The following is a 23,303-nucleotide window of genomic DNA, read 5'->3' on the forward strand; positions in this document are numbered from 1 at the left end:
ACTCCTCGCGCGGGTTCCGCCCGACATTTGGGGTGACGGCGCTGCCCGGCCGCATTGTAATCACGGCCTGAAATCAGGAGATTCACCTTGAGCAAACTTCGCATCACGGCCGGCCCCTTCACCTTCGATGCCCGTTTCGAAGAAGAACTGGCACCGCAGACCGTCGCCGCCTTCAAGGCGCAGATGCCTTTCGTCAGCAAGGTGGTGCATGTCCGCTGGAGCGGCGAGGGCGTGTGGATGCCGCTCGGCGATCATCAGTTTGGCGTCGGCTACGAGAATCACACGTCCTATCCGGCGCCGGGCCAGATCATCCTCTATCCGGGCGGCATTTCCGAGACCGAGATCCTGCTGGCCTATGGCGGCGTGCAGTTCGCCTCCAAGGTCGGCCAGCTCGCCGGCAACCACTTCATCACCATCACCAGCAACCTCGACGACGTGGTGAAGCTGGGCAAGATGACCCTGTGGCAGGGCGCCCAAGATATCCGCTTCGAGCTGGTCTGAGCCTTATCCGACGGTGGTCCGCCTTGCCGGCCGCATCTATCCGGATTATATATCAGGGTAGATCGTGGAGACCGGATTGAGCAGTTCCGCCCAGAAAAAAGCCATCGCCGCCTACCGCGCGCGCCTTGCCGCGCGCGGTGTCACGCGCTTCGAAGTCATGGCGCCCGAGACGGATCGCGCCTTGATCCGCAGCCTCGCCCGGCGACTGGCTGAAGAGGGACCGCAGGCGGACGAATTGCGTGAGACCCTCGGTACGCTCGTCGCCGAGGAAGAACCGAAGACAGGCGGCATTCTGGCCGCGCTTCGCCGCTCCCCCCTCGTCGGGGCCGACCTCGACCTCGATCGTCCGAGGGACGAAGGGCGGATTGTCGAATTGTGACGCGCTATCTGCTCGACACGAACATCGTCAGCAATGCCGTCAAGCCGGCGCCGTCTTCGTCCCTGCTGATCTGGATGGCGGCGCAGCGGGACGATGACCTGTTCATCTCCGCCCTAAGCGTGGCCGAAATCCATCGTGGTATTCTGGCCCTGCCGGAAGGCCGCCGGCGCGAGGCGCTATCGGCCTGGTTCGCGGGGCCGGAGGGACCGCAGGCGCTGTTCCCGGGCCGTATCCTTGCCTTCGATACGAGGGCCGGCCTGATCTGGTCGCGGCTGATGGCGGAAGGCAAGGCGGCCGGCCGACCGCGCAGCGCCCTCGACATGATCGTGGCGGCCACGGCGGAAGCGCATTCCTGTGTCGTCGTCACCGACAACGAGCGGGATTTCGCCGGTCTTGCCTTCGTCAATCCGATGCGCGGCGCCTGAGGGCGCCCGTCACCGATAGAGATCGCCCCTTGTCGGCGGCAGCTCCAGCGGGGCGTTCTTCTGGTGGCGGGTGGCGACGGTCTGGAACAGGCGGATGGTGCCGTTCTTGAAGGCGAAGGACACCCCGGCGAGATAGGCGACCCAGAGCCGGTATTTCGCCTCGCCGACGAGGGCGATGGCTTCGTCCTTGCGGGCGGAAAGGCGCTGGCACCACAGGCGGGTGGTCTGTGCGTAATGTTCGCGCAGGCCCTCGACGTCATGGACCTCGAAGCCGGCGGCTTCCATGCTCTCGACCGAATGGCCGATATGGTCGAGTTCCGAGCCGGGGAAGATGTATTTCAGGATCAGGCGGTTTTCCGGCCTGATCTTGCGGAAACGGCTCTTGTCCGCCTTGGCCCGCCGCGTGATGCCGTGGTTCAGCAGGATGCCGCCCGGCCGCAGCAGCGATTTCAGCTTGCCGAAATATTCCGGGTAATTGGCGATGCCGACATGCTCGTACATGCCGATCGAGGCGATCTTGTCGTAAGTCCCGGTCAGCAGCCGGTAATCCTTCAGCTCGATGGTCACCTTGTCGGCGATGCCGAGGTCGCGCATCTTCGCCGTGGCGAAATCATGCTGGTTGGTCGACAGGGTGACGCCATGGGCGATCACGCCGTAATGGCGCACCGCATGGGCGATCAGGCCGCCCCAGCCGCAGCCGACGTCGAGGAAACGCTCCCCCGGTTTCAGGCGCAGCTTGCGGCAGATATGGTCCAGCTTGTCGACCTGTGCCTGCTCGATCCCGTTCGACCAGTCGGTGAAGTAACCGCAGGAATATTGCATCTCGGGATCGAGGAAGAGCCGGTAGAAATCGTCGCTGATATCGTAGTGGAAGCGGATGTAATCCTGATTGTGGCGCTGGTCCGAGGCGACGCGGGCCGCCTCGTCGTCGCCGTAAACATGGCGGGAGGCAAGGTCGCCCGGCGCCCGCGCCAATGCCCACAGCGAGCGGGCGAGGGTGCCCTTGTCGAGGTCGCGCCACTTCAGCTTCATGCGCCGCTTCTGCGCCGCCTCGACGAAGTCGATCAGGTCGCCGCCGACGAGGTCGACATGGCCTTCCGCGTAATGGATGACGAGGTTTTCCAGCGTCGGCTTGCGCAGCAGGCGGCCGATGGTCGCCGCCGAATCGAATACCACCTGATAGCGGGTGTCGGCATGGGGGCCGAGGGGGATGACGCTGCCGTCCCACAGGCGGACGGCGATGCTGCCGTCCAGTTTCTGCGCGACACTCTCGAACAGCTGGCGGGCGGCAAGCAGACGCTTGGCTTCGGCGGAACTGGACACGGACGGCAACTCCCCTCGCTTCCCGTTTATTGTGCCACGCGCGGCGCCCTGGCGCAGCCTGTTCGGGCGGCTTATTCGCGCGGCACTGGCGGCAGAAGCTCCGCCACCTCCTCGGCGGCCCGCTCGCCGGCCGCGACGGCGCCGTCGATATAGCCGATCCAGCGCGTCGCGGTTTCAGCGCCGGCCCAGTGAATGCGGCCGCGGGGGACACGCAGGGCGCGGCCACAGGCGGTCAGCGTGCCGGGGGCGGTGAAGCCGGCATAGCCGCCCTGGCTCCACGGGTCGGCAATCCAGTTCTTGTCGACATAGCCGATCGGCATGGCCGCCTCGTCGCCGAAGTAGCGGCACAAGCTTCGCACCGCCGCGTCGCGCCGCGCCGTCTCCGGCAGGCCCGCGAAGGCGCGGCCGTGTTCGCCGACGAAGAAACCGACGAGGAAACCATGCGGGCTGCCCGGGGGCGTGGCGTCGGCCACCGGGCCGAACGGGCCCTGCTCGCCGATGGCTTCGCCCGACCATCCGCGGTCGCGCCAGAACGGGCGTTCGTAAGCCACCAGTGCCTTGATCACGGAACCCATGGGCATACGGGCCTGCAGCTGCAGGCGTGCCGGCGGCAGGGCCGGCTGGAAATGGATACCCGCCGCCAGCGCCGGCGGCAGGGCGACGATCAGGCGGTCGGCGGTCAACGCGCCGCCGGCATGTCGGACCAGCACGCCGGTTTCAGACTGCTCGACGGCATGGACGGGCGCGTTCAGGGTCAGTGCGCCGGGTGCCAGGCGATCGGCCAACCGGGCGGCGATCTGGAAGGCGCCGCCCCGGATCCGGGAATGCTGCGCGCCCTCGCCATGGACCTCGGCCTGAATTTCGATGGAGCCCGCGCCCGCGATGGAGCCGAGAACGCAGAGCATGGAGATTTCATGCGGCTCGCAGGTGTAGATGGCGCGCGCGATGATCTTCATCAGACTGCGTGCGCCCCTGGTGTGCAGATGGCGGCGCATCCACTGATCCATGGTGATGCGGTCCCAGATGGCGGCATCGGGGGCATCCCACGGGGCCGCCGGATCAATCGAGCGCGCGGCCCGGTTCAGGGACCGCATGGCGAGGCCCGCGTCGGCGAGGCCGAGCAGCGACATGCGGGGCACCGTGCCGGTGTAGCCGCGCACCCGGCCGTCGATCTCCATCAGGCGGCGGCCCTCGGCATATTGCGGGTAGGTGTCGAGGCCCAACTCGTCGCAAAGCGCGAGGACCCGGGTCTGGCCGGGGCCGACCCATTGGCCGCCCAGATCGACGGCCTCGCCGCACAGAAGGCCCCCCATGGTGCGGCCGCCGACCCGGTCCCGCGCCTCGAGGACGTGCACGGCGAGCCCGCGCTCCGTCAGGCGCTGCGCCGCCCGAAGCCCGGACACGCCGGCCCCGATGACGCACACGTCGACTCGGTCTCCGGGCTTCGTGCTAAGCTCGGGGCCATGCAGGGGCGCTTTGGCGCCGGTCTGATCAGGGGACATGATGCGGGTTCCGATATTTTCATATACGCGTATATTTTATCGCACATGAGCAGCCCCGATGCCAAGCCCCGTGGCCGGCCCCGCAAGACGGCCACGCATGAGGAGGAGATGCGGCAGCGCATCGCCGCCGCCGCGCGCGAGCTGTTCCTGCGGGACGGCGTGGACGCCGTGTCGATGCGCAATATCGCGGGGGAGGTGGGCTGCTCGCCGATGGCGCTCTATCGCTATTTCGCCGGCAAGCAGGAAATCCTGTGGCAGGTCTGGGACCTGTTCTTCGGCGAGCTTTTCGCGCGGCTGGAGCGGATCGAGGCGGAGACGCCGCGTGCCCGGCTGGAGGACATCGCCCTCGCCTATCTCGATTACTGGATCGAGCATCCGGGGCGCTTCCTGATTGTGTTCCTGCAGAAGGACGTCGCCCCCGACGGCACGAGGAACTATCTGGCGTCGTCGGGGATCGTCGAACGCTTCGATCTCATCGCCCGGGTGGCGGCCGACGCGAGGGCGCAAGGCGATCTTCTGGGGGCGGAGCCCGACGCGATCGCCCGCGGCCTGCTGTGCGTGATGCAGGGGCTGGCGCTGAACCTGATCACGATCCCGGAATATCCGTGGGGCGACGCCCGCGCCCTCGGCCGCATGACGGTCCGGAGCTATCTGGCCGGACTTCGGCCTGCCGCTGACTGAGGCGCCGTGCCGCCTCGCGGTGGCCTATTCCACGGTCACGGATTTGGCGAGGTTGCGCGGCTGGTCGACATCGGTGCCCTTGGCGACGGCGGTGTGATAGGCGAGCAACTGGACCGGGATCGCGTAGAGCACCGGGGTGACGAAAGCATCGACCATCGGCAGTTCGATGATTTCGGCGGCATTGCGCCCCTCGGTCTCGATGCCGGCGGTATCGGACAGCAGGACCACCCGGCCGCCCCGCGCCAGCACTTCCTGCATGTTCGAGACCGTCTTCTCGAACAAGGGCCCGTGGGGGGCGAGCACGATCACCGGCACCGCCTCGTCGATGAGGGCGATGGGGCCGTGTTTCAGTTCGCCCGCGGCATAGCCTTCGGCGTGGATATAGGAGATTTCCTTCAGCTTCAGCGCGCCTTCGAGGGCGATGGGGAAGATCGCGCCCCGACCGAGATAGAGCACGTCCCGCGCCTCGGCCAGCCAGAGCGCGATGGCGCGGATCTTCTCGTCGTGATTGAGCACCTCGAGCGCCCGCGCCGGCACTTCCGACAGGGCGGCGCAGAGCCGCGCTTCCTCGGCCGCGTCGATCGTGCCCCGGCTGCGCGCGACGGCGAGGACGAGGCACATCAGGACGGTCAGCTGGCAGGTGAAGGCCTTGGTCGAGGCGACGCCGATCTCCGGCCCCGCGAGAATGGGCAGCACGAGGTCCGCCTCCCGCGCCATCGAGGATTCGGGGACATTGACCAGGGCGACGATGAACTGATTTTCGTCCTTCGCGTAGCGGAGCGCGGCCAGCGTGTCGGCAGTCTCGCCCGATTGGGAAATGAACAGGGCGACGCCGCCCTTCGGCATCGGCGCCTCGCGGTAGCGGAATTCGGAGGCGATATCGACCTCGACCGGCAGGCGGGCGATCTGCTCGAACCAGTATTTGGCGACGAGCGCGGCGTAGGACGAGGTGCCGCAGGCGACGATGGTCAGGCGCGGCACCGCGGCCCAGTCCGGCCCGCCCTCGGGCAGGCGGGGCCGCCTTGTCGCCGGGTCGAGATAGGTCGCGAGGGCATCGCCGATCACCTGCGGCTGCTCGAAGATTTCCTTCTGCATGTAGTGGCGGTAATTGCCCTTCTCGATCATCGCCGGGGACAGGGCGACGGTGCGCACGGCCCGGGTCACCTCACGGTCGTTGGCGTCGAAGACGGTGGCGCCTGCGTGGGAAAGCACCACCCAGTCGCCTTCCTCGAGATAGAGCACCTGGCGGGTCCAGCTCGACAGGGCCATGGCGTCGGAGCCGAGATACATCTCGCCCTCGCCGAAGCCGACGGCGAGCGGACTGCCGCGCCGCGCGCCGATCAGCAGCCCGTCGTGCCCGGCAAAGAGGATGGCGAGGGCGAAGGCGCCGCGCATCAGCTTCAGCGCGGCGGAGACCGCCGCCTGCGGCGTCAGGCCCTGTTCCAGCCCGTCGGAGACGAGATGGGCGACGACTTCCGAATCGGTCTCGCTCTCGAAGATGTGGCCGCGGGCGACGAGGTCGTCCTTCAGCTCGCGGAAATTCTCGATGATGCCATTGTGGACCACGGCGACATGGGCCGTCGCGTGCGGGTGGGCATTGGTCGTCGTCGGCGCGCCATGGGTCGCCCAGCGGGTGTGGCCAATGCCGGTGACGCCCGGCAGGGGCTGGCTGACCAGCAGGTCGGTCAGGCGGGACAGCTTGCCCTCCGACCGGCGTCTGGTGATCGCGCCGTCGACCAGCGTGGCGAGGCCGGCCGAATCATAGCCCCGATATTCGAGACGGCGCAGACCCTCAACCAGGCGCGAGGCCACTTCGCTTTTGCCGACGATACCGACGATGCCGCACATGGAACCGGTCCTTTACCTGGATTTGCGCATGAGGGCGCGGAAGCGGGCGGCCCAGCCCGCCTTGTGCACGGGCCGCGCCCGCTCGATGTAGAGAGCGTCCGCCGCGACATCCTCAACGACGACCGAGCCGGCGCCGATGATGGCGCCGTCGCCGACGCTCACGGGGGCGACCAGCGCCGAGTTGGAGCCGATGAAGGCCCCGGCGCCGATCACCGTCTTCGACTTGTTGAAGCCGTCGTAATTGCAGGTGATGGTGCCGGCGCCGATATTGGCGCCCGCGCCGACCTCGGCATCGCCGAGATAGCTCAGGTGATTGGCCTTGGCGCCCTCGCCCAGTACCGCGTTCTTCAGCTCGACGAAATTGCCGACATGGGCGCCCGCGCCGACCTTCGCCCCCGGCCGCAATCGGGCGAAGGGGCCGATGATCGCCTTTGGCGCCACCGTCGCCCCCTCGACATGGCAGAAGGCGTTGATGCGCACGTCGTCGCCGATGACGGCGCCCGGGCCGAAGACGACCTGGGGGCCGATGGTCACATCGCGCCCCAGCACCGTGTCGGCCATCAGCCGGACCGAGGCCGGATCCTCGAAACTGACGCCCGCTTCCATGTGGCGGCGGCGCAGGCGGGCCTGGCAGATCGCCTCGGCCTCCGCCAGCTCGACCCGGGAGTTGACGCCCAGCACCTCGTCCGCCGCGCCCTCGACGACGACGGCCGACAGTCCGTCGGCCCGGGCAAGGGCGACGATGTCGGTGAGGTAATATTCCTTCTTGGCATTGTCGTTGCCGATCCGGCCGACGAGGTGGGCCAGGTGCGCGCCCGAAATCGCCATCACCCCGGCGTTGCACAGGCCGATCTTCAATTGCTCTGCGCTCGCGTCCTTGGCCTCGACGATGGCGTCGAGCTGCCCGTCCGCATCAGTGACCAGCCGGCCATAGGCCCCGGGCTCCGGGGGCCGAAAGCCCAGCACGGCGACGGCGACGTTGGGCGCTTCCAGGGCGGCGCGCAGGCGCAGCAGGGTTGCCGCCTCGACGAGGGGGGTATCGCCGAACAGGACGAGCACGCCGCCCGTGAAGCCCTCGAGGGCGGGCAGGGCGCAGGCGACCGCGTGGCCGGTGCCGAGCGGCGGGTCCTGAATCGCGATGCTGGCCCCCGGCAGGCTGTCGGCGACGGCGGAAAGACCGGGGGAGAGCACGACCACCAGCCTGTCGGCGCCGCAGGCTTTCGCGGCCCCGGCGACATGGTGGATCATCGGTCGCCCGGCGACCGGATGCATGACCTTGGGCAGGGCCGATTTCATCCGCGTGCCCATGCCGGCGGCAAGGATCACCGCCGCGGTCGGCAGCGAAGCGGTCGGCGAGGGGGCGGCGGTGTCGGCGGGCATGGCGGTACTCAGGTTCGGGCAGAATCGCGAGCGACAAGGTGCCACAGCCGGCACTTGCCGTTACAGTCACCTTTTGTTTCAAAGTTTTGCGCCCGCGCGGCAAACTGGTCCGATCATGTCGTCCTGCGAAATCCTGCCCTTCTCCGCCACCCTGCCCGACACGGTCATCTTCGATCTCGACGGTACCCTCGTCGACAGCGCGCCCGACCTGACCGGGGCGCTGAACGCGACCATGGCCAGCCTCGGCCTCGCCGCCCTGCCCGAGGCGGAGGTGCGCCACATGGTCGGGCACGGCGCCCGCAAGCTGATCGAGCGCGGGCTGGAGGCCCATGCCGTGCCGAAGTCGGCGGGCGAAATCGACGCGCTGGTCGATTACTTCATCGGCTATTACGCGGGCCATGTCGCCGATCATTCGGTGGCCTTTCCCGGCGTCGTGGCGACGCTGAACTGGCTGCGGGCGCGGGGCGTGCGGCTGGGCGTCTGCACCAACAAGCCCGTGGTGCTGGCGAAACAGCTGATCGTCGCCCTCGAACTCGACGAATTTTTCCCTGCCGACGCGATTCTCGGCGGCGACAGCCTGACGGTGAAGAAGCCGGACGGAAGGCATCTGATCGCCACCATCGAGGCGCTTTCGGGCGATCTCGACCGCGCGGTGATGGTTGGCGACAGCGCGACCGACCTCAATGCCGCGCGCGATGCCGGCGTTCCCGCCGTTCTCGTCACTTTCGGCTATACGCCGATCCCGGCACAGAAGCTCGGCGCCGACGCGGTGATCGACCATTTCCGCGAATTGCCTCATGCCCTGACCCAGGTGCTTGACAGGACCGGCGCCCGCCACTAGATATTCGCGCCTCGACGAGATGGGCGCGTAGCTCAGCGGGAGAGCATCGCCTTCACACGGCGGGGGTCACAGGTTCAATCCCTGTCGCGCCCACCATCTCGTCTCCATCCCTACATTCGGTCTATGAAGACACGACGGTGCCTCGGGCATTGCCGATCCTGACGGTGCGCTTCCGGCGCATCGGGATTCCGGCCTGCGCCAGCGCGATGAGCGAGGGGCAGGCCCCTAGGACACCGGCTTTTTGGTCGGGGCGGGGGCCGCGGGCTTCGTGGCGGCGGGTTTCGGCTTCGCCGCTGGCGGCTTCTTGCTCGGTGTCGGCTTGGTCGCCGCGGGCTTGGCCGGTTTCGGCTTGGTCGCCGCCGGTTTCGTCGGTTTAGGCTTGGTGGCGGCGGGTTTCGCCGGCTTGCCCGGCTTGTGCGCGGCCGGCTTCTGGGGCTTGCCGGGCTTTTGGGGCTTGCCGGGCTTTTGGGGCTTGCCGGGTTTGGTCGCCACGGGTTTCGGCTTTGCCGGCCGGCTGTCTTCGGTTACCACCGGGCGACTGGCGCCCGCCGTCTCGAAACCGTCGCGCCGGTTGTAGACGAGGGCGGTCATGTCCGGCCCCGCCGCGTGAAATTCGCGCGGATCATAGACCGAGAGCGAATTGAAATCGGCAGCGTAGAAACAGGACAGGCCGGCCTGACGGCAGGTCTCGTCGATCATGGCCGCCCGCTCGCCGGTGCCGCTGGCGGCCAGCGCCACCCGGCGGCTGGACAGGCCGCGGTCGATGGAATTGGTGCTGAAGAAGACCTTCATGCCGTCGGAGGCGGCGATGGCCTCGAGCACGGTTTGCGCGCTGCCCGCGCCGGGCGGCGATTGGCGCCCGGCCGCCGGCATCGGGTCGCCGCTGAGGCCGGGGGGCGCGCCGGCGCCGGCCGGCCCGTCGCCTTCCGCGATGCCGGGCGCGATCGTCAGCGTGTCGGCCTGATCTTCGGCTTCTTCGAGTTCGGCCTGTTCGGCATGGCCCGAAGGAGGGCTGGCAGGGGGTGCAGCGACGGGTTTCGGGGCATTGACGATGGGCGCGGGCACACCGACTGCGGTCGTGAGCACCGAGCCGCGGGATTGGCCGAGTCGATTCTTGGAGCAGGCTTCGAGCGCGGGGACCAGGGCCAGCAACAGGAGCAACGGCCACAGATTCGCCCGGCGCCAGTCTGTCGCCCTATTGTTGTTCTTGTTGACCATCACGCTGCCCCTCGGCGCCGCGGACCCGATACGTTGCCATCCGTACCGTTGTTCGGCCCCGACGCCACTGTCACAAGGTCGCGCCTGTTACCGTCGGACGCAAACGGGAATTCGCCCGGATAGTCCCAAATCATGGCCTATTCAGGGCATCGCCGGGCATGGGCGCATCGGGGTCGAGGACGAAGGCGGCGATGTCGCGCCACACCCGCGGACCCTGACGGTCGCGCAGCAGCAGATGGTAGCCTCTGTCATACCAGTTTTCGCGATAGCGCGGATTGTCGCGCCGCGCCCGCGCCGTCAGGGCGGCGATGGCGGGGAAGCGCACCACCTCGTCCCGCAGGCCATAGAGCAGCAGCACGGACCGGTCGCGCGGCACGCCGGTTTCGGCCGCCGCCTGCATCAGCCGGACCAGACCGAGCACGGCATCGGTCCGCGTGCCCTTGATCATCAGGGGGTCGCGGCTCATCGCCGCCATCTCGTCGCGATTGTCGGTCGGGGTGATTCTCAGGCCCTCGGGCGGGGTCATCGGATTCCACGGCATGAGGAAGGCCATGGTCTCGAGCAGGAACGCGCCCGGGAAGGGGATATCCTCGGCCCGCCACACCGCGGGGGCGAGCAGGATGCTCCCGGCGACCGGCAATCCGGGATCGCGGCCGAGGGCGCGCATGGCGACGGCGCCGCCCATGCTTTCGCCCATCAGATAGAGCGGCACGCCCGGATGGCGCCGGGCGACGAGACGGACCATGGCCCCGGCATCGGCGACGAGGGCGTCTTCCCCCGGCCACAGGCGGGCGGTCGCGCTGCGGCCGAAACCCCGCTGATCATAGGCATAGGTGGCGATGCCCCGACTGGCCCAGAAGGGCGCGGGCAGGGCGAAGGCATGGGCGTAATCGTTGAAGCCGTGCAGGGCGAGGATCACCGCCCGGACCGGCGCGCCCGCCGGTGGCCGCCAGATCGTCACCGGCAATCGGGTGCCGTCGGCGGCGGTAAAGCCCTCGCCTTCGTCCAGCCGGGCCGGCCCCTGCCCGGGACCAAGACCGGTCACGGTCGCGCCGCAGCCGGCCAGCAGCAGGGCAAGCGCACAGGCCGCAAAAAGGCTTGGAATCGACTTTGTCGACAGTCGCAACGGCGGCACCGATTGACCCTGTGGGGAAACCATCCCTAACATCGGGCGGGGCCGGGGCAAAGGGTGCGATGGTGTCTCTGTGTTTCGATGTCGCCGTGGTCGGCGGCGGCGTGGTGGGCTGTGCCATTGCCCGGGAATTCGCCCTGGCCGGGGCTTCCACCGTCCTTCTTGAAATCGCGGGCGATATTCTCGCGGGCGCCTCCAAGGGCAACAGCGCGATCCTGCACACGGGCTTCGACGCCGTGCCCGGTTCGCTCGAAGCGCGGCTGGTGGCGGAAAGCCACGCGCTCTATCTCGATCTGCACCGCAAGCTGAACCTGCCCTTGCTCGAGACCGGCGCCCATCTCGTCGCCTGGACCGAGGATCAGGAGGCGCAATTGCCCGCGATCCTCGCCGCCGCGCATGAGAATGGCGTCGCCGATGTTCGCATCCTTACGGCGGCGGCGGCGCGGCGGCGCACCCCGGCGCTGGGCCCCGCGGCGCGGGCGGCGGTCGAGATTCCGCGCGAGTATGTCATCGACCCGTGGAGCGCGCCGCTCGCCTATCTCACCCAGGCGGTCGAGAATGGGGCGACGGCGCTGTTCGGCGCGGGCGTCACCGACGGCCGCTTCGATGGCGCGGTCTGGCGCCTGCAGACCGGCAGGGGCGAGGTGCGCGCGCGCTTCGTCGTCAATGCCGCCGGCCTTTACGGCGACTGGCTGGAGCGCAGCCTGCTGGGCGCCAGCCGTTTCGCCATCCACCCGCGCAAGGGCCAGTTCGTCGTCTACGACAAGGCGGCGAGCAAACTGCTCGACACCATCCTGCTGCCGGTGCCGACCAGCCGGACCAAGGGGGTCGTGGTCTGCCCGACCATCTTCGGCAATGTCCTGGTCGGCCCGACCGCCGAGGAACAGGACAGCCGCGCCGACAGCAGCACCGACGAGGCGACCCTGCGCCGCCTGAAGGCGGAGGCGGAACGCATCCTGCCCGGCCTCGCCGGGATGCCGGTCACCGCGATCTATGCCGGGATCAGGCCCGCGACCGAGGAGAAGGACTATCGCATCTTCGCCGATGCCGAGCGGCACTGGATCACCGTGGGCGGCATCCGCTCGACCGGGCTGACCGCCGCCCTCGGCATCGCGCGCCATGTCCTTGGTCTCCACGGCGGGGCCTTCACACCGCCGCCGGAGATCGTCTGGCCGCAAATGCCCAATCTCGCCGAACATCTGCCGCGCGACCATCAGGCGCCGGGCCGGGGCGAGATCGTCTGCCATTGCGAACTGGTGACAAGGCGCGAGATCGAGGCGGCGCTGGAAAGTCCGCTGCCGCCGTCCGATCCCGCCGGGCTGAAGCGGCGGACCCGGGCCATGATGGGGCGCTGTCAGGGCTTCCACTGCGCGGCGCGCCTCTCGGCGCTCGTCGATGCGCGGCTGTCCGTGCCGCTCGGCGCGGGGCCGCTGTCATGAGCGAGGATATCGTCTGCGATGTCGCCATTGTTGGCGGCGGGCCGGCGGGCCTCGCCGCGGCGGCGGAGCTGCGCCGGCTGGGTGCCGGCCGCATCGTCGTGTTGGAGCGGACGTCGGCGGCGGGCGGGATGCCGCTCACCTGCGTTCATTCGCCCTTCGGCCTGCGGGAATACGGCAAGCTGATGAGGGGGGCCGCCTATGCCCGCGAACTGGTCGAGCGGGCGGACCGGGAGGGCGTGGAAATCCGCACGGGGACGGCGGTCTTCGCGCTGCATCCGGGCGGGGTGCTGGCGGCAGGCGACGCCGAGGCGCCCTTTACGGTGACCGCCCGGCGGGTGCTGCTGGCCACGGGCGCGCGGGAAGCGCCGCGCTCGGCCCGGCTGGTCTCCGGGGCGCGGCCCCTCGGCATCTTCACCACGGGCGCGTTGCAGAATTTCATTCATGCCGAGAAGCGCCTGCCGTTCCGTGCCCCGCTCGTCGTCGGCAGTGAACTCGTCTCCTTCTCCGCCCTGATCACCTGCCGTCAGGCGGGCATCCGGCCGGTCGCCATGATCGAGGCGGGCCAGCGCACCACGGCGCGTTGGCCGGCGGGCCTGCTGCCCCGGCTGCTGGGCGTGCCCTTGCTGCTCGACGCCCGTATCACCAAGATCGCGGGCGGCCCGCGCGTCACCGGTGTCGAGATCGAACATGCCTTCCACCGCCGCAGCCTCGATTGCGACGGCATCCTGTTCACCGGGAAATTCACGCCGGAGGCGAGCCTCGCCCGGCTCGGTCCTCTCGCGGTCGATCCGCACAGCGGCGGTCCGATCATCGACCAGTTCGGCCGGTGCAGCGATCCCGCCTATTACGCCGCCGGCAACATGCTGCATCCGATCGAGACCGCCGGTTTCTGCTGGCGCGAGGCAGTGGCGACGGCAAGGCGCATATACGACGATCTGGCCGGCCTGTTGCCCCCCGCCGCCGGGGCGATCCCTATCGAAATCGAGGCGCCGCTGTCCTATGCCGTGCCGCAGCTGGTGGTGCCGGCGCCCGCGGGCGAGACCCGCGCGATCCAGCTCCGGGTGAGTGAGGCGGCGCGCGGCCGCCTGTGCCTGCGTGCAGGCGACCGGCTGCTGTGGTCGCGCCGGCTGTCCGCCCTGCCGGAGCGGCGCATCCTCGTCCCCCTGCCGGGCGAATCGCAGATCGCCGATGCCCGCCGCCTGCGCCTGACCCTCGAGCCGGCGGGAGGGGGCAAGCCATGACCCGGCGCATCGCCGCCATCGACCAGGGCACGACCTCCACCCGCATCCTGGTCGCCGAGGGGAACAGGGCCGAGGTGGTCCACGCTCTCCCCCACGAGCAGCATTACCCGGCCCCCGGGCGGGTCGAGCACGACCCGGAGGAGCTGATCGCGAATATCGAGGCCTGCCTCGCGGCGGCGGGGCCGCTCGATGCCATCGGCATCGACAATCAGGGCGAAAGCTGCCTCGCCTGGGACGCGGTGACCAGGCGCGCCCTTTCCCCCGTCATCGTCTGGCAGGACGACCGCACGGCCGATGTGACCGAGGCGCTGAAGGCCGGGGGACACGAGGCGCTGACGCTGGAGCGGGCGGGCCTGCCGCTCGATCCCTATTTCTCCGCTTCGAAGCTGGGCTGGATCATGGCCCATGTGCCCGAAGCCGGGGCGGCGCTGGCGGCGGGGCGGCTTCGCCTCGGCACGACCGACGCCTTCTTCCTCGACCGGCTGGCGGGGCGCTTCCAGACCGATGTCACCACGGCCTCGCGCACCTCGTTGATGAATCTGGCGACCGGCGATTGGGACGACGCGCTCTGCGCCCTGTTCGGCGTGCCGCGCGCCGCGCTGCCGCCGATCCGCCCCACCGTTGCCGATCATGGCGCGATCACGGTCGCCGGGCGGCCTGTGCCGGTCACGGCCTCCGTCGTGGACCAGCAGGCCAGCCTTTATGGCCATGGCTGCCGCGAGGCGGGCGATGCCAAGGTGACCTTCGGCACCGGCGCCTTCGCCCTTGCCGTTACCGGGCCGACCATGCGCCGGGCGCCGGGCGAGGGGCTGCTGCCCACCATCGCCTGGCAGCGCGCGGGCGGCGCCATCACCTATGCCCTCGACGGCGGGGTCTATACCGCGGGCTCGGCCATGGACTGGGCCAGGCGGCTGGGGCTGTTCGCCGATTACGCCGACATCGACGATTTCGAGGGGCCGCCCGCCATCGAGCGCGGTCTCGTCTTCGTGCCCGCCCTTGCCGGTCTCGCCTGCCCGCACTGGCAGCGCGACGCCGCCGGCCTGTGGCTGGGGCTGACCCTCGACACGGGGCCGCGCGATCTTGCGCGCGCGGTTCTCGAAGGCGTCGCCCTGCGCACGGCGGAGGTCGTCCACGCCATGGCCGGCCATGTCCCGCTGGGGGCGGAGGTCTCGATCGACGGCGGCATGGCGCGCAACGCCTACTTCTGCCGCTTTCTCGCCCTTGTGCTGGGCCGGCCCGTGGTGGCCCGGGGCGCGGGGGAGTTGACCGCGCTCGGCACCGCGCTGCTGGCCGGGGCACCGGACGACCTGACGCTGGCCGGGGCGGGGCCGGATCGCCGCAGCCTGCCCGAGGGGGATGGCGCCCCCGCCCGTGCCCGTTTCGCCGAAGCGATCCGCATGGCCCGGGCCTGGGGCCGCCACGGCCTCTGACCCCGACTGCGGCGAGAAGCGGCGGGGGTCCACGTTGACATCGGGCAGGCCGCGTCTTATCTGTCCCATGCCCGCCCGGGTGCCCATAAGGGGCCCGGCGACAGGAATTCCGGCGGGGCTGCAGCCCCGCGTCACCTCATGCGCCCGTCAGGCCCCGGCCGGGCTGACCGGCAGAAGAAGGTTGCCTCATGCTCGGCATCGGCTCGCTCGCCAAACGGCTGTTCGGCAGCGCCAACGATCGTACCGTCAAGCAGCTGCGCAGCCGGGTCGCCGCCATCAATGCGCTGGAAGCCCAGATTTCCGCGCTGTCGGACGCCGACCTGAAGGCCCAGACGGACAAGTTCAAGGCCCGCCTCGCCGCTGGCGAGACCACGGACGATCTGCTGGTCGAGGCTTTCGCCACCGTGCGCGAGGCCGCGAAACGCACCCTCGGCCAGCGCCATTTCGATGTGCAGCTGATCGGCGGCATGGTGCTGCATTCGGGCAAGATCGCCGAAATGCGCACCGGTGAAGGCAAGACCCTGGTCGCGACCCTCGCCGCCTATCTGAACGCGCTCGAGGGCAAGGGCGTCCACGTCATCACCGTGAACGACTATCTGGCCAAGCGCGACGCGACCCAGATGGGCGCGGTCTACGGTTTCCTCGGCCTCTCCACCGGCGTCATCGTCAATGACCTGACCGACGAGGAGCGGCGCGAGAATTATGCCGCCGACATCACCTACGGCACCAACAACGAATTCGGCTTCGATTACCTCCGCGACAACATGAAGTACCGGCTGGAGCATCTGGTCCAGCGGCCCTTCCATTACGCGATCGTCGACGAAGTCGACTCGATCCTGATCGACGAGGCGCGCACGCCGCTGATCATTTCCGGCCCGACCGAGGATAATTCCGACCTTTATCGCCGGATCGACGCGCTGATGCCCCAGCTGGTCGAGGCCGACTACGAGAAGGACGAGAAGCAGCGCTCCGTCTCCCTGTCCGAGGAAGGGCAGGAGAAGTTCGAGAAGCTGCTGCTGGCCGGCGGGATGCTGAAGACCAGCAATCTCTACGACGCCGAGAACGTCACCATCGTTCATCACCTGCAGCAGGCGCTGCGCGCCCATGTCCTGTTCCGGCGCGACCGCGACTATGTGGTGAAGGACGACAAGGTCGTCATCATCGACGAGTTCACCGGCCGCATGATGACCGGCCGGCGCTATTCCGAGGGCCTGCACCAGGCGCTGGAAGCCAAGGAACACGTCACCGTCCAGAACGAGAACCAGACCCTCGCCTCGATCACGTTCCAGAATTATTTCCGGCTCTATCCCAAACTGTCGGGCATGACCGGCACGGCGGCGACCGAGGCGGCCGAATTCGGCGAGATCTACAAGCTCGACGTGATCGAGATCCCGACCAATGTGCCGGTGATCCGCAAGGACCTCGACGACGAGGTCTATCTGTCGATGGGCGACAAGTTCAACGCCATCGTCCTCCTGGTCGAGGAATGCCGGGCGCGGCAGCAGCCGGTGCTGGTCGGCACCGTCTCGATCGAGAAGTCCGAGCTTCTGTCGGCCCATCTGAAGAAGAAGAATATCCCGCACCGGGTGCTGAACGCGCGTTTCCACGCGCAGGAAGCCGGTATCGTCGCTCAGGCGGGCCAGCCGGGCGCCGTCACCATCGCGACCAACATGGCGGGCCGCGGCACCGACATCCAGATGGGCGGCAACCTGTCCATGCTGATCGCCGAGCTGCCCGAGAGTGACGACCGCGAGGCGCTGATCGCCGAGATGCGGGCCAAGCATGCCCGCGACAAGGAAATCGTGCTGGCCGCTGGCGGTCTCTACATCATCGGCACCGAGCGGCACGAGAGCCGGCGCATCGACAACCAGCTGCGCGGCCGGTCGGGCCGTCAGGGCGACCCCGGCGCGTCGAAGTTCTTCCTCAGCCTCGAAGACGACCTGATGCGCATCTTCGGCTCGGACAATCTGAGCCGCATGTTGCAGCGCCTCGGCCTCAAGGAAGGCGAGGCGATCATCCATCCCTGGGTGAACAAGGCGCTGGAAAAGGCGCAGCAGAAGGTCGAGGCGCGCAACTTCGACATCCGCAAGAACCTGCTGCGCTATGACGACGTGATGAACGAGCAGCGCAAGGCGATCTACGGCCAGCGCCGCGAATTCATGAACACCAATGATGTTTCGGACGTCGCCCTGTCGATGCGCGAGCACACGGTGAACAACCTCGTCGCCTCGCATATCCCGGCCGGTTCCTATTCCGAAGCCTGGAACGCGCCGGGCCTCAAGGACGAGGTCGCGCGCATCTTCACCCTCGACCTGCCGGTGCCCGAATGGGCCGCGGAAGAGGGCATCGCCGAGGACGAGATCCGCCACCGCCTCGAGCATGAGGTGACGGCCTTCTTCAAGGCGAAGGAGGAGCGGTTCGGCGCCGAGATCATGCGCATGATCGAGAAGAGCATGCTCTTGCAGATTCTCGACCAGTGCTGGAAGGAGCATCTGCTCCAGCTCGATTACCTGCGTCAGGCGATCGGCCTGCGCGCCTATGGCCAGCGCGACCCGTTGCGTGAATATCAGCAGGAAGCCTTCGGTCTCTACGAGGCCATGCTCGACCGCATCAACGAGGATGTCACCCGCATCCTCGCCCATGTCGAGGTCCGGGTGGAGCAGCCGCCGGAGCCGCTGCCGCCCGAGCCGGTCAATCTGTCGCCGGTGCATGACGATCCGCTGACCGGCGAGAACGAGGCACGGCCCCTGCCGATGCCCGATCCGGAAGGGATGCCCTTCAGCGACCGCGTTCCGGCCGCCAATTGGGGCAAGGTGTCGCGCAACGCGCTCTGCCCCTGCGGCTCGGGCAAGAAATTCAAGCATTGCCACGGCGCCCTCGCCGGCTGATCCCTCCCATGTTCCAGGCCGCCCCTTTGCAAGGCGGCGGCTTGGGGCCAGAATGACACGGTCCATCGCACCCCCCGGAGACCGAGATGCGTATCCTGCCGATCCTTGCGTTGCTGGCGCTCGTCGCGCCGGCTCATGCCCAGCAGGCCCCGGCGGAAGAGCCTTTCATCCCGCAGGCCCCGGCGACGACCTATCCCGACGCCCAGTCCGTGCCGAGCCAGAGCATCACCGAGGATCGCCCCTGCGAATGCGCGATCGCGCAGGGCGCCTGCACGGCGCAGGTCAAGGTGACCGACGTCGGCCGGCGGCGCGACAATGTGGGCGCCGATATCGCCTATTTCGTCGAGATCACCTCGACCGACAAGCGCTGCTCCACGGTGAATTACCGTCTGAAGCTGGTCACCCCCGAGGGCCGCTCGGAAGAGCGGGCGTTCGAGGCGATCTTCGATCACGGCGCCTATGAGGCGGGCGGCCAGCTCCGCTCCAACCTCAGCCCCGATTCGCGCATCGTGCCGAGCGGCGTCACCTGCTTCGTCTGCGCCGAGAACTGAGCGGCGCCTTCCGCGCCTTCAGTGCTGGACGCTGTTCGAGAAACCGGTGACGACGATGACACCGGCGACGATCAGGCCGACCCCGGCCAGCGCCGGCAGGTCCAGCTTCTGCTTGAAGACGACGAAGCCGATGATCGTAATCAGCACGATGCCAAGGCCCGACCAGATCGCATAGGCGATGCTGACCGGCACGATCTTCAGCGCGTGCGACATCAGGTAGAAGGACGTCAGGTAACTGATGGCCATGAGCCCGGTCTGCAGCGGCCGGGTGAACTGCTGCGACGCCTGCAGGAAACTGGTGCCCGACAATTCGCACAGGATGGCGGCGCAGAGGAAGGCGTAGGCCTGAAACAACGGGGACATCACTCGGCCTCCGGGCCGTCGAGGGTGAGGGTGCGCAGGCGGGCGATGATGGCGGCCCGGCGCGAAGGGTCGGAATTTTCGCCCGACATGTCGGAGAGCCAGATGCCGTCGGCGGCGAGGCGCACGATATCGAACAGCACCGATTGCCCGGTCTCGTCATGGCGGGCGAGATGGGCCGCCAGCCAGCGACCCCAGCGGTCACGGAATTCGGGTTCGGCGAAGAGCATGACGGAGAGCAGGCCCCAGACCCGCTCCCGCTCGGTGACCTCGACCCCGGTCATGACCTGAAGATAGGCGCGGGAGAAGCGCCCGGCGACTACGGGGTCCGCCGCCAGCTCCGCCTCGATCCGGCGGTCGCAACGGCTCAGACATTCCTCGCACAGCGCCTCGAGCAGGGCCTGCCGGCTGGGAAAATGATGCAGCAGACCGCCCTTGGAAACCCCGGCCGCCGCCGCCACCGCATCCAGCCGCAGATTGCCGACCCCCGCCCGCACCGACAGGGTGGCGGCGGCATCGAGCAATTGCTGGCGCAGCTCGATCGGCTGCTTCTTGCGGCGATGGGCTTCGGTCATCGTTGAAACATACCAACTGGACGGTATCATGTCCAGCGGACCAAAACCCGCGCGGATAGTCCCCCTGCCGGGGGACTCAGCCCTTCTTCTTGCCGGCGCCGATCCTGGGTTCGGTTCCCGCCAGGATGCGGGCGATATTGTCCTTGTGGCGGATGAAGATCAGCACGGCGCAGAACAGGGCGAGACCCGCCCGCGGCTGATCGGCGAGGAAGAGGGCATAGACCGGGCCGAGCGCCGCCGCGACCAGCGCGGAGAGCGAGGACATGCGGGTGAGCGCCGCGGTCACCGCCCAGGTCGCGCAGCAGGCGAGGCCGACGGGCCAGGCGGCGGCGATCATGGTGCCGAGGAAGGTGGCGACGCCCTTGCCGCCCTTGAAGCCCAGCCAGACCGGGAAGCAATGGCCGAGGAAGGCGGCGCCGCCCGCGATCACGCCCATCATCGGCGTCTCGAACAGGGCAACGGCGATCAGGACCGCGATCGCGCCCTTGCCGCTGTCGAGCAGCAGGGTGGCGAGGGCGAGGGGCTTGTTGCCGGTGCGCAGCACATTGGTCGCGCCGATATTGCCCGAGCCGATCGCACGGATATCGCCGTAGCCCGCCAGCCGCGTCAGCACGAGGCCGAAGGGGATCGAGCCGAGCAGATAGCCGCCGAGGGCGACGAGGCCGATGGCGATGGCCGCGGCGGTGGCGAGGTCTTCCATGGCGATGCCGTTTCCCCGGTTAATGCGTGGCGTCGAAAACCTTCAGCCCGTCGACGACGGTCATCAGCACCTTGCCGGTCAGCGGCAGGCCCTCATAGGGCGTATTCTTCGATTTGCCGCGCAGCTTGTCGACATTGACGCGCCAGGGCTTGTCGGGATCGAACAGCATGAGGTCGGCCTTGGCTCCGGTCCGCAGCGCCCCGCGCGAGGCGAGGCCGAGCAGCTTGGCCGGCGCCGCCGTCATCTTGTAGAGGATGTCGTTCAGCGACAGGCCGTGGTCGTGATGCAGGATGAGCGAGACCGCCAGCATGGTCTCCAGCCCGGCGGCGCCGAAGGCGGCCTGGCCGAAGGGCAGGCGCTTCGATTCGACGTCCTGCGGCATATGGGCGGAAACGATCACGTCGATGGTGCCGTCCTTGATGGCGGCGATCACCGCCTGACGGTCATCCTCGCTGCGCAGGGGCGGCGAGACCTTGGCGAAGGTGCGGTAGTCGTTCACCGCGTTCTCGTTGAGGGCGAAATAATGGGGCGCGGTGCCGCAGGAAACCTGCAACCCCTTCGCCTTCGCCCCGCGCACGACATCGAGCGTATCGCCCGCGCTGACCAGCGCGACATGGTAGCGCGCGCCGGTCATGGCGACGAGGCGGACATCCCGCTCCACCACCAGGGCTTCGGCCGCGACCGGAATGCCGGCGAGGCCGAGGCGGGTGGCGACGTCGCCTTCGTTCATGGCGCCGTCCTTCGACAGGGACGGATCCTCGGCGTGCTGGATCACCAGCTTGCCGAACAGGGTGGAATAGGACAGGGCGCGGCGCATCACCCGGGCCGAGGCGACCGCCCGGTCGCCATCGGAAAAGGCGACGGCGCCGGCTTCGATCAGCAGGCCCATTTCCGACATTTCGGCGCCCGCGAGGCCCTTGGTGATCGACGCCATGGGCTGGACCCGGACGAGGCTGTTCTCGCGCGCGCGGCGCTCGACATATTCGACGATGGCCGGCTCGTCGATGGCGGGTTCGGTATTGGGCAGGCAGATCAGTGTGGTGATGCCGCCCGCCGCTGCCGCCGCGCTGGCCGAGGCGAAGCTTTCCTTGTGCTCCGCGCCCGGCTCGCCGACGAAGGCGTGCATGTCGATAAGGCCGGGGGCGAGGCAATGGCCGCCGCAATCGACGACCTCGATCCCCGACGGCACGCCGCCAGCGAACAGCTTGGGCCCGAGGTCGGCGATCTGGTCGCCGGTCGTCAGCAGGGCACCCATGGTGTCGAGCCCGGAGGCGGGGTCGAGCAGGCGGGCGTTCAGATAGGCGACCAGCTTGCCCTTTTCGGCGCCGGGATTGGCGGGTCGCTTCACGATGCCGCTCCGATGTTGGGAAGGTGACGGGTCAGGGCTTCGAGACAGGCCATGCGCACGGCGACACCCATCTCGACCTGCTCGCGGATGACCGAGCGGTTGATGTCGTCGGCGACCAGACTGTCGATCTCGACGCCGCGGTTCATCGGGCCGGGGTGCATGATCAGCGCGTCCGGCTTGGCCAGGGTCAGCTTTTCCTGGTCGAGGCCGTAAAGCTGGAAATATTCGCGTAAGGACGGGACATAGGCGCCCTGCATCCGCTCCATCTGCAGGCGCAGCATCATGACGATGTCGACGCCGCGCAGGCCCTTTCGCATGTCGTGATGGACCTCGACGCCAAGCTCGTCGATGGCCCGCGGCATCAGGGTGGGCGGACCGATCACCCGGACCTGCGCGCCCATGGTGTTGAGGAGGTGGATGTTCGAGCGCGCGACGCGGGAATGCAGGATATCGCCGCAGATGGCGACCACCTGGCCGTCCAGCCGGCCCTTGCGGCGGCGGATGGTCAGCGCGTCGAGCAGGGCCTGGGTCGGATGCTCGTGAGCGCCGTCACCCGCATTGATCACGGCGCAGCCGACCTTCTGGGACAGCAGCTGGACCGCGCCCGAATCCTGGTGGCGGACGACGAGCACATCCGGGTGCATGGCGTTCAGCGTCATCGCCGTGTCGATCAGCGTCTCGCCCTTCGAGACCGAGGAGCGGGCGACCGCCATGTTGATGACGTCGGCGCCCAGCCGCTTGCCCGCCAGCTCGAAGGAGGTCGAGGTCCGGGTCGAGGCCTCGAAGAACAGGTTCACCTGGGTCCGGCCCCGCAGCACCGACTTCTTCTTGTCGACGGCGCGGTTCTGCTCGACATAGCCGTCGGCGAGGTCGAGCAGATAGGTGATGGCGGGCGGATACATCCCCTCGATCCCGAGAAGATGTCGGTGCGGGAAGACCGCTTCGGCAGAGTCGCTCATAAGCCCCGTTCTATACGTTGGGGCCGGTCGCCCCGCAAGCGGAAGACCGGAGACGCCCACCTCACCCCGTTTACCCGCCGCGCCGCCAGTTCGCGGCGGCGTCGAGGTAACCCTGCAGGATGTAGGTCGCGGCCAGCTTGTCGACGAGTTCGGCGCGGCGGGCGCGGGTCATGTCGGCGTCGATCATCATGCGGGTGACCGCGGCGGTCGACAGGCGCTCGTCCCAATAGGTGAGGTTTAGCTCCCGGCGCTTCAGCACTTCGGTCGCGAAGGCGCGGGTGGCCTGGACCCGCGGGCCGGCCGTGCCGTCCATGTTCATGGGCAGGCCAAGCACGATGCCCGCCACCTGATGCTGGTCGATCAGGGCAAAGAACCGCTCGACGTCGATCGAGAATTTCACCCGGCGGATCGTCTCCAGCGGGCTTGCCACCGTGCGCGAGGTGTCGGACAGGGCAAGGCCGATGGTCTTGGTGCCGAGATCGACACCGAGAAGACGGGCGGAGGCGGGAAGCGCGGACTCGAAGTCCGCGTTGTCGAGAATGGCCATGGCCGCCTTATACAGGCCCGCGCGAGGCCGCACCA

Annotated in this window: 22 protein-coding genes and 1 tRNA gene; 11 read left to right on the forward strand and 12 right to left on the reverse strand. The window is 68.5% G+C overall.

Going from position 1 to position 23,303, the window contains the following annotated elements:
- The first annotated feature begins 87 nt into the window (after nt 1-87).
- The 3 genes from DKG74_RS08055 to DKG74_RS08065 all read left to right on the forward strand — a co-directional run bounded on the left by DKG74_RS08055 (nt 88) and on the right by DKG74_RS08065 (nt 1,305).
- Entirely contained in the window at nt 88-501 is a 414-nt protein-coding gene (locus DKG74_RS08055; RefSeq protein ID WP_109904474.1) for a DUF3830 family protein, read from the forward strand.
- A 76-nt stretch (nt 502-577) separates the two neighbouring features.
- Nucleotides 578-880, forward strand: a complete 303-nt coding sequence (locus DKG74_RS08060) for a hypothetical protein (RefSeq protein ID WP_109904476.1) — start codon at nt 578-580, stop codon at nt 878-880.
- Nucleotides 877-1,305 (forward strand): type II toxin-antitoxin system VapC family toxin, encoded by a 429-nt coding sequence (locus tag DKG74_RS08065; protein WP_109904478.1) that lies wholly within the window; start codon nt 877-879, stop codon nt 1,303-1,305. The genes DKG74_RS08060 and DKG74_RS08065 overlap by 4 nt, the downstream gene beginning before the upstream one ends.
- 9 nt (nt 1,306-1,314) lie before the next feature.
- On the opposite strand, the gene DKG74_RS08070 is transcribed toward DKG74_RS08065, so the two are convergent.
- Complete coding sequence (locus DKG74_RS08070) at nt 1,315-2,628, reverse strand: SAM-dependent methyltransferase (protein WP_109904480.1); 1,314 nt, start codon at nt 2,626-2,628, stop codon at nt 1,315-1,317.
- A gap of 71 nt (nt 2,629-2,699) precedes the next feature.
- Nucleotides 2,700-4,130, reverse strand: coding sequence for a flavin monoamine oxidase family protein (locus tag DKG74_RS08075; protein WP_109904482.1), 1,431 nt, complete (start codon nt 4,128-4,130; stop codon nt 2,700-2,702).
- A 108-nt stretch (nt 4,131-4,238) separates the two neighbouring features.
- Between DKG74_RS08075 and DKG74_RS08080 the strand changes: the two genes are divergently transcribed.
- On the forward strand, nt 4,239-4,811 hold the full coding sequence (locus DKG74_RS08080) for a TetR/AcrR family transcriptional regulator (RefSeq protein ID WP_165837588.1): 573 nt from the start codon (nt 4,239-4,241) through the stop codon (nt 4,809-4,811).
- 24 nt (nt 4,812-4,835) lie between these two features.
- Here the strand turns inward: DKG74_RS08080 and glmS are convergent, their stop codons facing one another.
- Together glmS and glmU are read right to left on the reverse strand one after the other, a co-directional pair.
- Nucleotides 4,836-6,659: a glutamine--fructose-6-phosphate transaminase (isomerizing) gene (gene glmS / locus DKG74_RS08085; RefSeq protein WP_109904484.1), complete on the reverse strand. Its 1,824-nt coding sequence runs from the start codon at nt 6,657-6,659 to the stop codon at nt 4,836-4,838.
- 12 nt (nt 6,660-6,671) lie between these two features.
- The gene (gene glmU, locus DKG74_RS08090; RefSeq protein ID WP_109904486.1) at nt 6,672-8,039 is read right to left on the reverse strand and encodes a bifunctional UDP-N-acetylglucosamine diphosphorylase/glucosamine-1-phosphate N-acetyltransferase GlmU; all 1,368 of its coding nucleotides are present in this window, start codon (nt 8,037-8,039) and stop codon (nt 6,672-6,674) included.
- Between the two features lie 115 nt (nt 8,040-8,154).
- On the opposite strand from glmU, the gene gph reads away from it, so the two are divergent.
- Nucleotides 8,155-8,880: a phosphoglycolate phosphatase gene (gene gph / locus DKG74_RS08095; protein ID WP_109904488.1), complete on the forward strand. Its 726-nt coding sequence runs from the start codon at nt 8,155-8,157 to the stop codon at nt 8,878-8,880.
- A gap of 21 nt (nt 8,881-8,901) precedes the next feature.
- Nucleotides 8,902-8,976 (forward strand) — tRNA-Val (locus DKG74_RS08100).
- A 129-nt stretch (nt 8,977-9,105) separates the two neighbouring features.
- Here DKG74_RS08100 and DKG74_RS22025 read toward each other — a convergent pair.
- Both DKG74_RS22025 and DKG74_RS08110 read right to left on the reverse strand, forming a co-directional pair.
- Complete coding sequence (locus DKG74_RS22025) at nt 9,106-10,098, reverse strand: hypothetical protein (protein ID WP_109904490.1); 993 nt, start codon at nt 10,096-10,098, stop codon at nt 9,106-9,108.
- Between the two features lie 130 nt (nt 10,099-10,228).
- Entirely contained in the window at nt 10,229-11,143 is a 915-nt protein-coding gene (locus DKG74_RS08110) for an alpha/beta fold hydrolase (protein WP_165837589.1), read from the reverse strand.
- 149 nt (nt 11,144-11,292) lie between these two features.
- On the opposite strand from DKG74_RS08110, the gene DKG74_RS08115 reads away from it, so the two are divergent.
- From DKG74_RS08115 to DKG74_RS08135, 5 genes are all read left to right on the forward strand, one after another.
- The gene (locus DKG74_RS08115; RefSeq protein WP_109904494.1) at nt 11,293-12,669 is read left to right on the forward strand and encodes an NAD(P)/FAD-dependent oxidoreductase; all 1,377 of its coding nucleotides are present in this window, start codon (nt 11,293-11,295) and stop codon (nt 12,667-12,669) included.
- The gene (locus tag DKG74_RS08120; RefSeq protein WP_109904496.1) at nt 12,666-13,910 is read left to right on the forward strand and encodes an FAD-dependent oxidoreductase; all 1,245 of its coding nucleotides are present in this window, start codon (nt 12,666-12,668) and stop codon (nt 13,908-13,910) included. The genes DKG74_RS08115 and DKG74_RS08120 overlap by 4 nt, the downstream gene beginning before the upstream one ends.
- Complete coding sequence (locus DKG74_RS08125) at nt 13,907-15,340, forward strand: FGGY family carbohydrate kinase (protein WP_109904498.1); 1,434 nt, start codon at nt 13,907-13,909, stop codon at nt 15,338-15,340. The genes DKG74_RS08120 and DKG74_RS08125 overlap by 4 nt, the downstream gene beginning before the upstream one ends.
- Before the next feature lie 188 nt (nt 15,341-15,528).
- Nucleotides 15,529-18,228 carry a preprotein translocase subunit SecA gene (secA, locus tag DKG74_RS08130; protein ID WP_109904500.1) on the forward strand — a complete coding sequence of 900 codons (2,700 nt, stop codon included), beginning with the start codon at nt 15,529-15,531 and terminating at the stop codon, nt 18,226-18,228.
- A gap of 86 nt (nt 18,229-18,314) precedes the next feature.
- A complete protein-coding gene (locus tag DKG74_RS08135) occupies nt 18,315-18,779 on the forward strand; it encodes a hypothetical protein (RefSeq protein WP_109904502.1) in 465 nt (154 codons plus the stop codon).
- A gap of 18 nt (nt 18,780-18,797) precedes the next feature.
- On the opposite strand, the gene DKG74_RS08140 is transcribed toward DKG74_RS08135, so the two are convergent.
- The 6 genes from DKG74_RS08140 to ruvX all read right to left on the reverse strand — a co-directional run bounded on the left by DKG74_RS08140 (nt 18,798) and on the right by ruvX (nt 23,268).
- Nucleotides 18,798-19,142 carry a DMT family transporter gene (locus DKG74_RS08140; protein ID WP_109904504.1) on the reverse strand — a complete coding sequence of 115 codons (345 nt, stop codon included), beginning with the start codon at nt 19,140-19,142 and terminating at the stop codon, nt 18,798-18,800.
- Complete coding sequence (locus tag DKG74_RS08145; protein ID WP_165837590.1) at nt 19,142-19,714, reverse strand: TetR/AcrR family transcriptional regulator; 573 nt, start codon at nt 19,712-19,714, stop codon at nt 19,142-19,144. The genes DKG74_RS08140 and DKG74_RS08145 overlap by 1 nt, the downstream gene beginning before the upstream one ends.
- Before the next feature lie 76 nt (nt 19,715-19,790).
- The gene (gene plsY / locus DKG74_RS08150) at nt 19,791-20,414 is read right to left on the reverse strand and encodes a glycerol-3-phosphate 1-O-acyltransferase PlsY (protein ID WP_109904508.1); all 624 of its coding nucleotides are present in this window, start codon (nt 20,412-20,414) and stop codon (nt 19,791-19,793) included.
- Between the two features lie 19 nt (nt 20,415-20,433).
- Nucleotides 20,434-21,762: a dihydroorotase gene (gene pyrC, locus DKG74_RS08155; RefSeq protein WP_243404055.1), complete on the reverse strand. Its 1,329-nt coding sequence runs from the start codon at nt 21,760-21,762 to the stop codon at nt 20,434-20,436.
- Entirely contained in the window at nt 21,759-22,721 is a 963-nt protein-coding gene (locus DKG74_RS08160) for an aspartate carbamoyltransferase catalytic subunit (RefSeq protein ID WP_109904510.1), read from the reverse strand. Before DKG74_RS08160 ends, pyrC begins: the two co-directional genes overlap by 4 nt.
- 70 nt (nt 22,722-22,791) lie before the next feature.
- Nucleotides 22,792-23,268, reverse strand: coding sequence for a Holliday junction resolvase RuvX (gene ruvX, locus DKG74_RS08165; RefSeq protein WP_109904512.1), 477 nt, complete (start codon nt 23,266-23,268; stop codon nt 22,792-22,794).
- Nucleotides 23,269-23,303: the final 35 nt, after the last annotated feature.

Source organism: Zavarzinia aquatilis (assembly GCF_003173035.1).
Classification (GTDB): Bacteria; Pseudomonadota; Alphaproteobacteria; order Zavarziniales; family Zavarziniaceae; genus Zavarzinia; species Zavarzinia aquatilis.

Coding starts and splice junctions, on each gene's coding strand:
- DKG74_RS08075 (WP_109904482.1), bottom strand. CDS start 4,130: ATGTCCCCTGATCAGACCGGCGCCAAAGCGCCCCTGCATGGCCCCGAG.
- DKG74_RS08080 (WP_165837588.1), top strand. CDS start 4,239: ATGCGGCAGCGCATCGCCGCCGCCGCGCGCGAGCTGTTCCTGCGGGAC.
- glmS (WP_109904484.1), bottom strand. CDS start 6,659: ATGTGCGGCATCGTCGGTATCGTCGGCAAAAGCGAAGTGGCCTCGCGC.
- glmU (WP_109904486.1), bottom strand. CDS start 8,039: ATGCCCGCCGACACCGCCGCCCCCTCGCCGACCGCTTCGCTGCCGACC.
- gph (WP_109904488.1), top strand. CDS start 8,155: ATGTCGTCCTGCGAAATCCTGCCCTTCTCCGCCACCCTGCCCGACACG.
- DKG74_RS22025 (WP_109904490.1), bottom strand. CDS start 10,098: ATGGTCAACAAGAACAACAATAGGGCGACAGACTGGCGCCGGGCGAAT.
- DKG74_RS08115 (WP_109904494.1), top strand. CDS start 11,293: ATGGTGTCTCTGTGTTTCGATGTCGCCGTGGTCGGCGGCGGCGTGGTG.
- DKG74_RS08120 (WP_109904496.1), top strand. CDS start 12,666: ATGAGCGAGGATATCGTCTGCGATGTCGCCATTGTTGGCGGCGGGCCG.
- DKG74_RS08125 (WP_109904498.1), top strand. CDS start 13,907: ATGACCCGGCGCATCGCCGCCATCGACCAGGGCACGACCTCCACCCGC.
- secA (WP_109904500.1), top strand. CDS start 15,529: ATGCTCGGCATCGGCTCGCTCGCCAAACGGCTGTTCGGCAGCGCCAAC.
- DKG74_RS08135 (WP_109904502.1), top strand. CDS start 18,315: ATGCGTATCCTGCCGATCCTTGCGTTGCTGGCGCTCGTCGCGCCGGCT.
- DKG74_RS08140 (WP_109904504.1), bottom strand. CDS start 19,142: ATGTCCCCGTTGTTTCAGGCCTACGCCTTCCTCTGCGCCGCCATCCTG.
- DKG74_RS08145 (WP_165837590.1), bottom strand. CDS start 19,714: ATGACCGAAGCCCATCGCCGCAAGAAGCAGCCGATCGAGCTGCGCCAG.
- plsY (WP_109904508.1), bottom strand. CDS start 20,414: ATGGAAGACCTCGCCACCGCCGCGGCCATCGCCATCGGCCTCGTCGCC.
- DKG74_RS08160 (WP_109904510.1), bottom strand. CDS start 22,721: ATGAGCGACTCTGCCGAAGCGGTCTTCCCGCACCGACATCTTCTCGGG.
- ruvX (WP_109904512.1), bottom strand. CDS start 23,268: ATGGCCATTCTCGACAACGCGGACTTCGAGTCCGCGCTTCCCGCCTCC.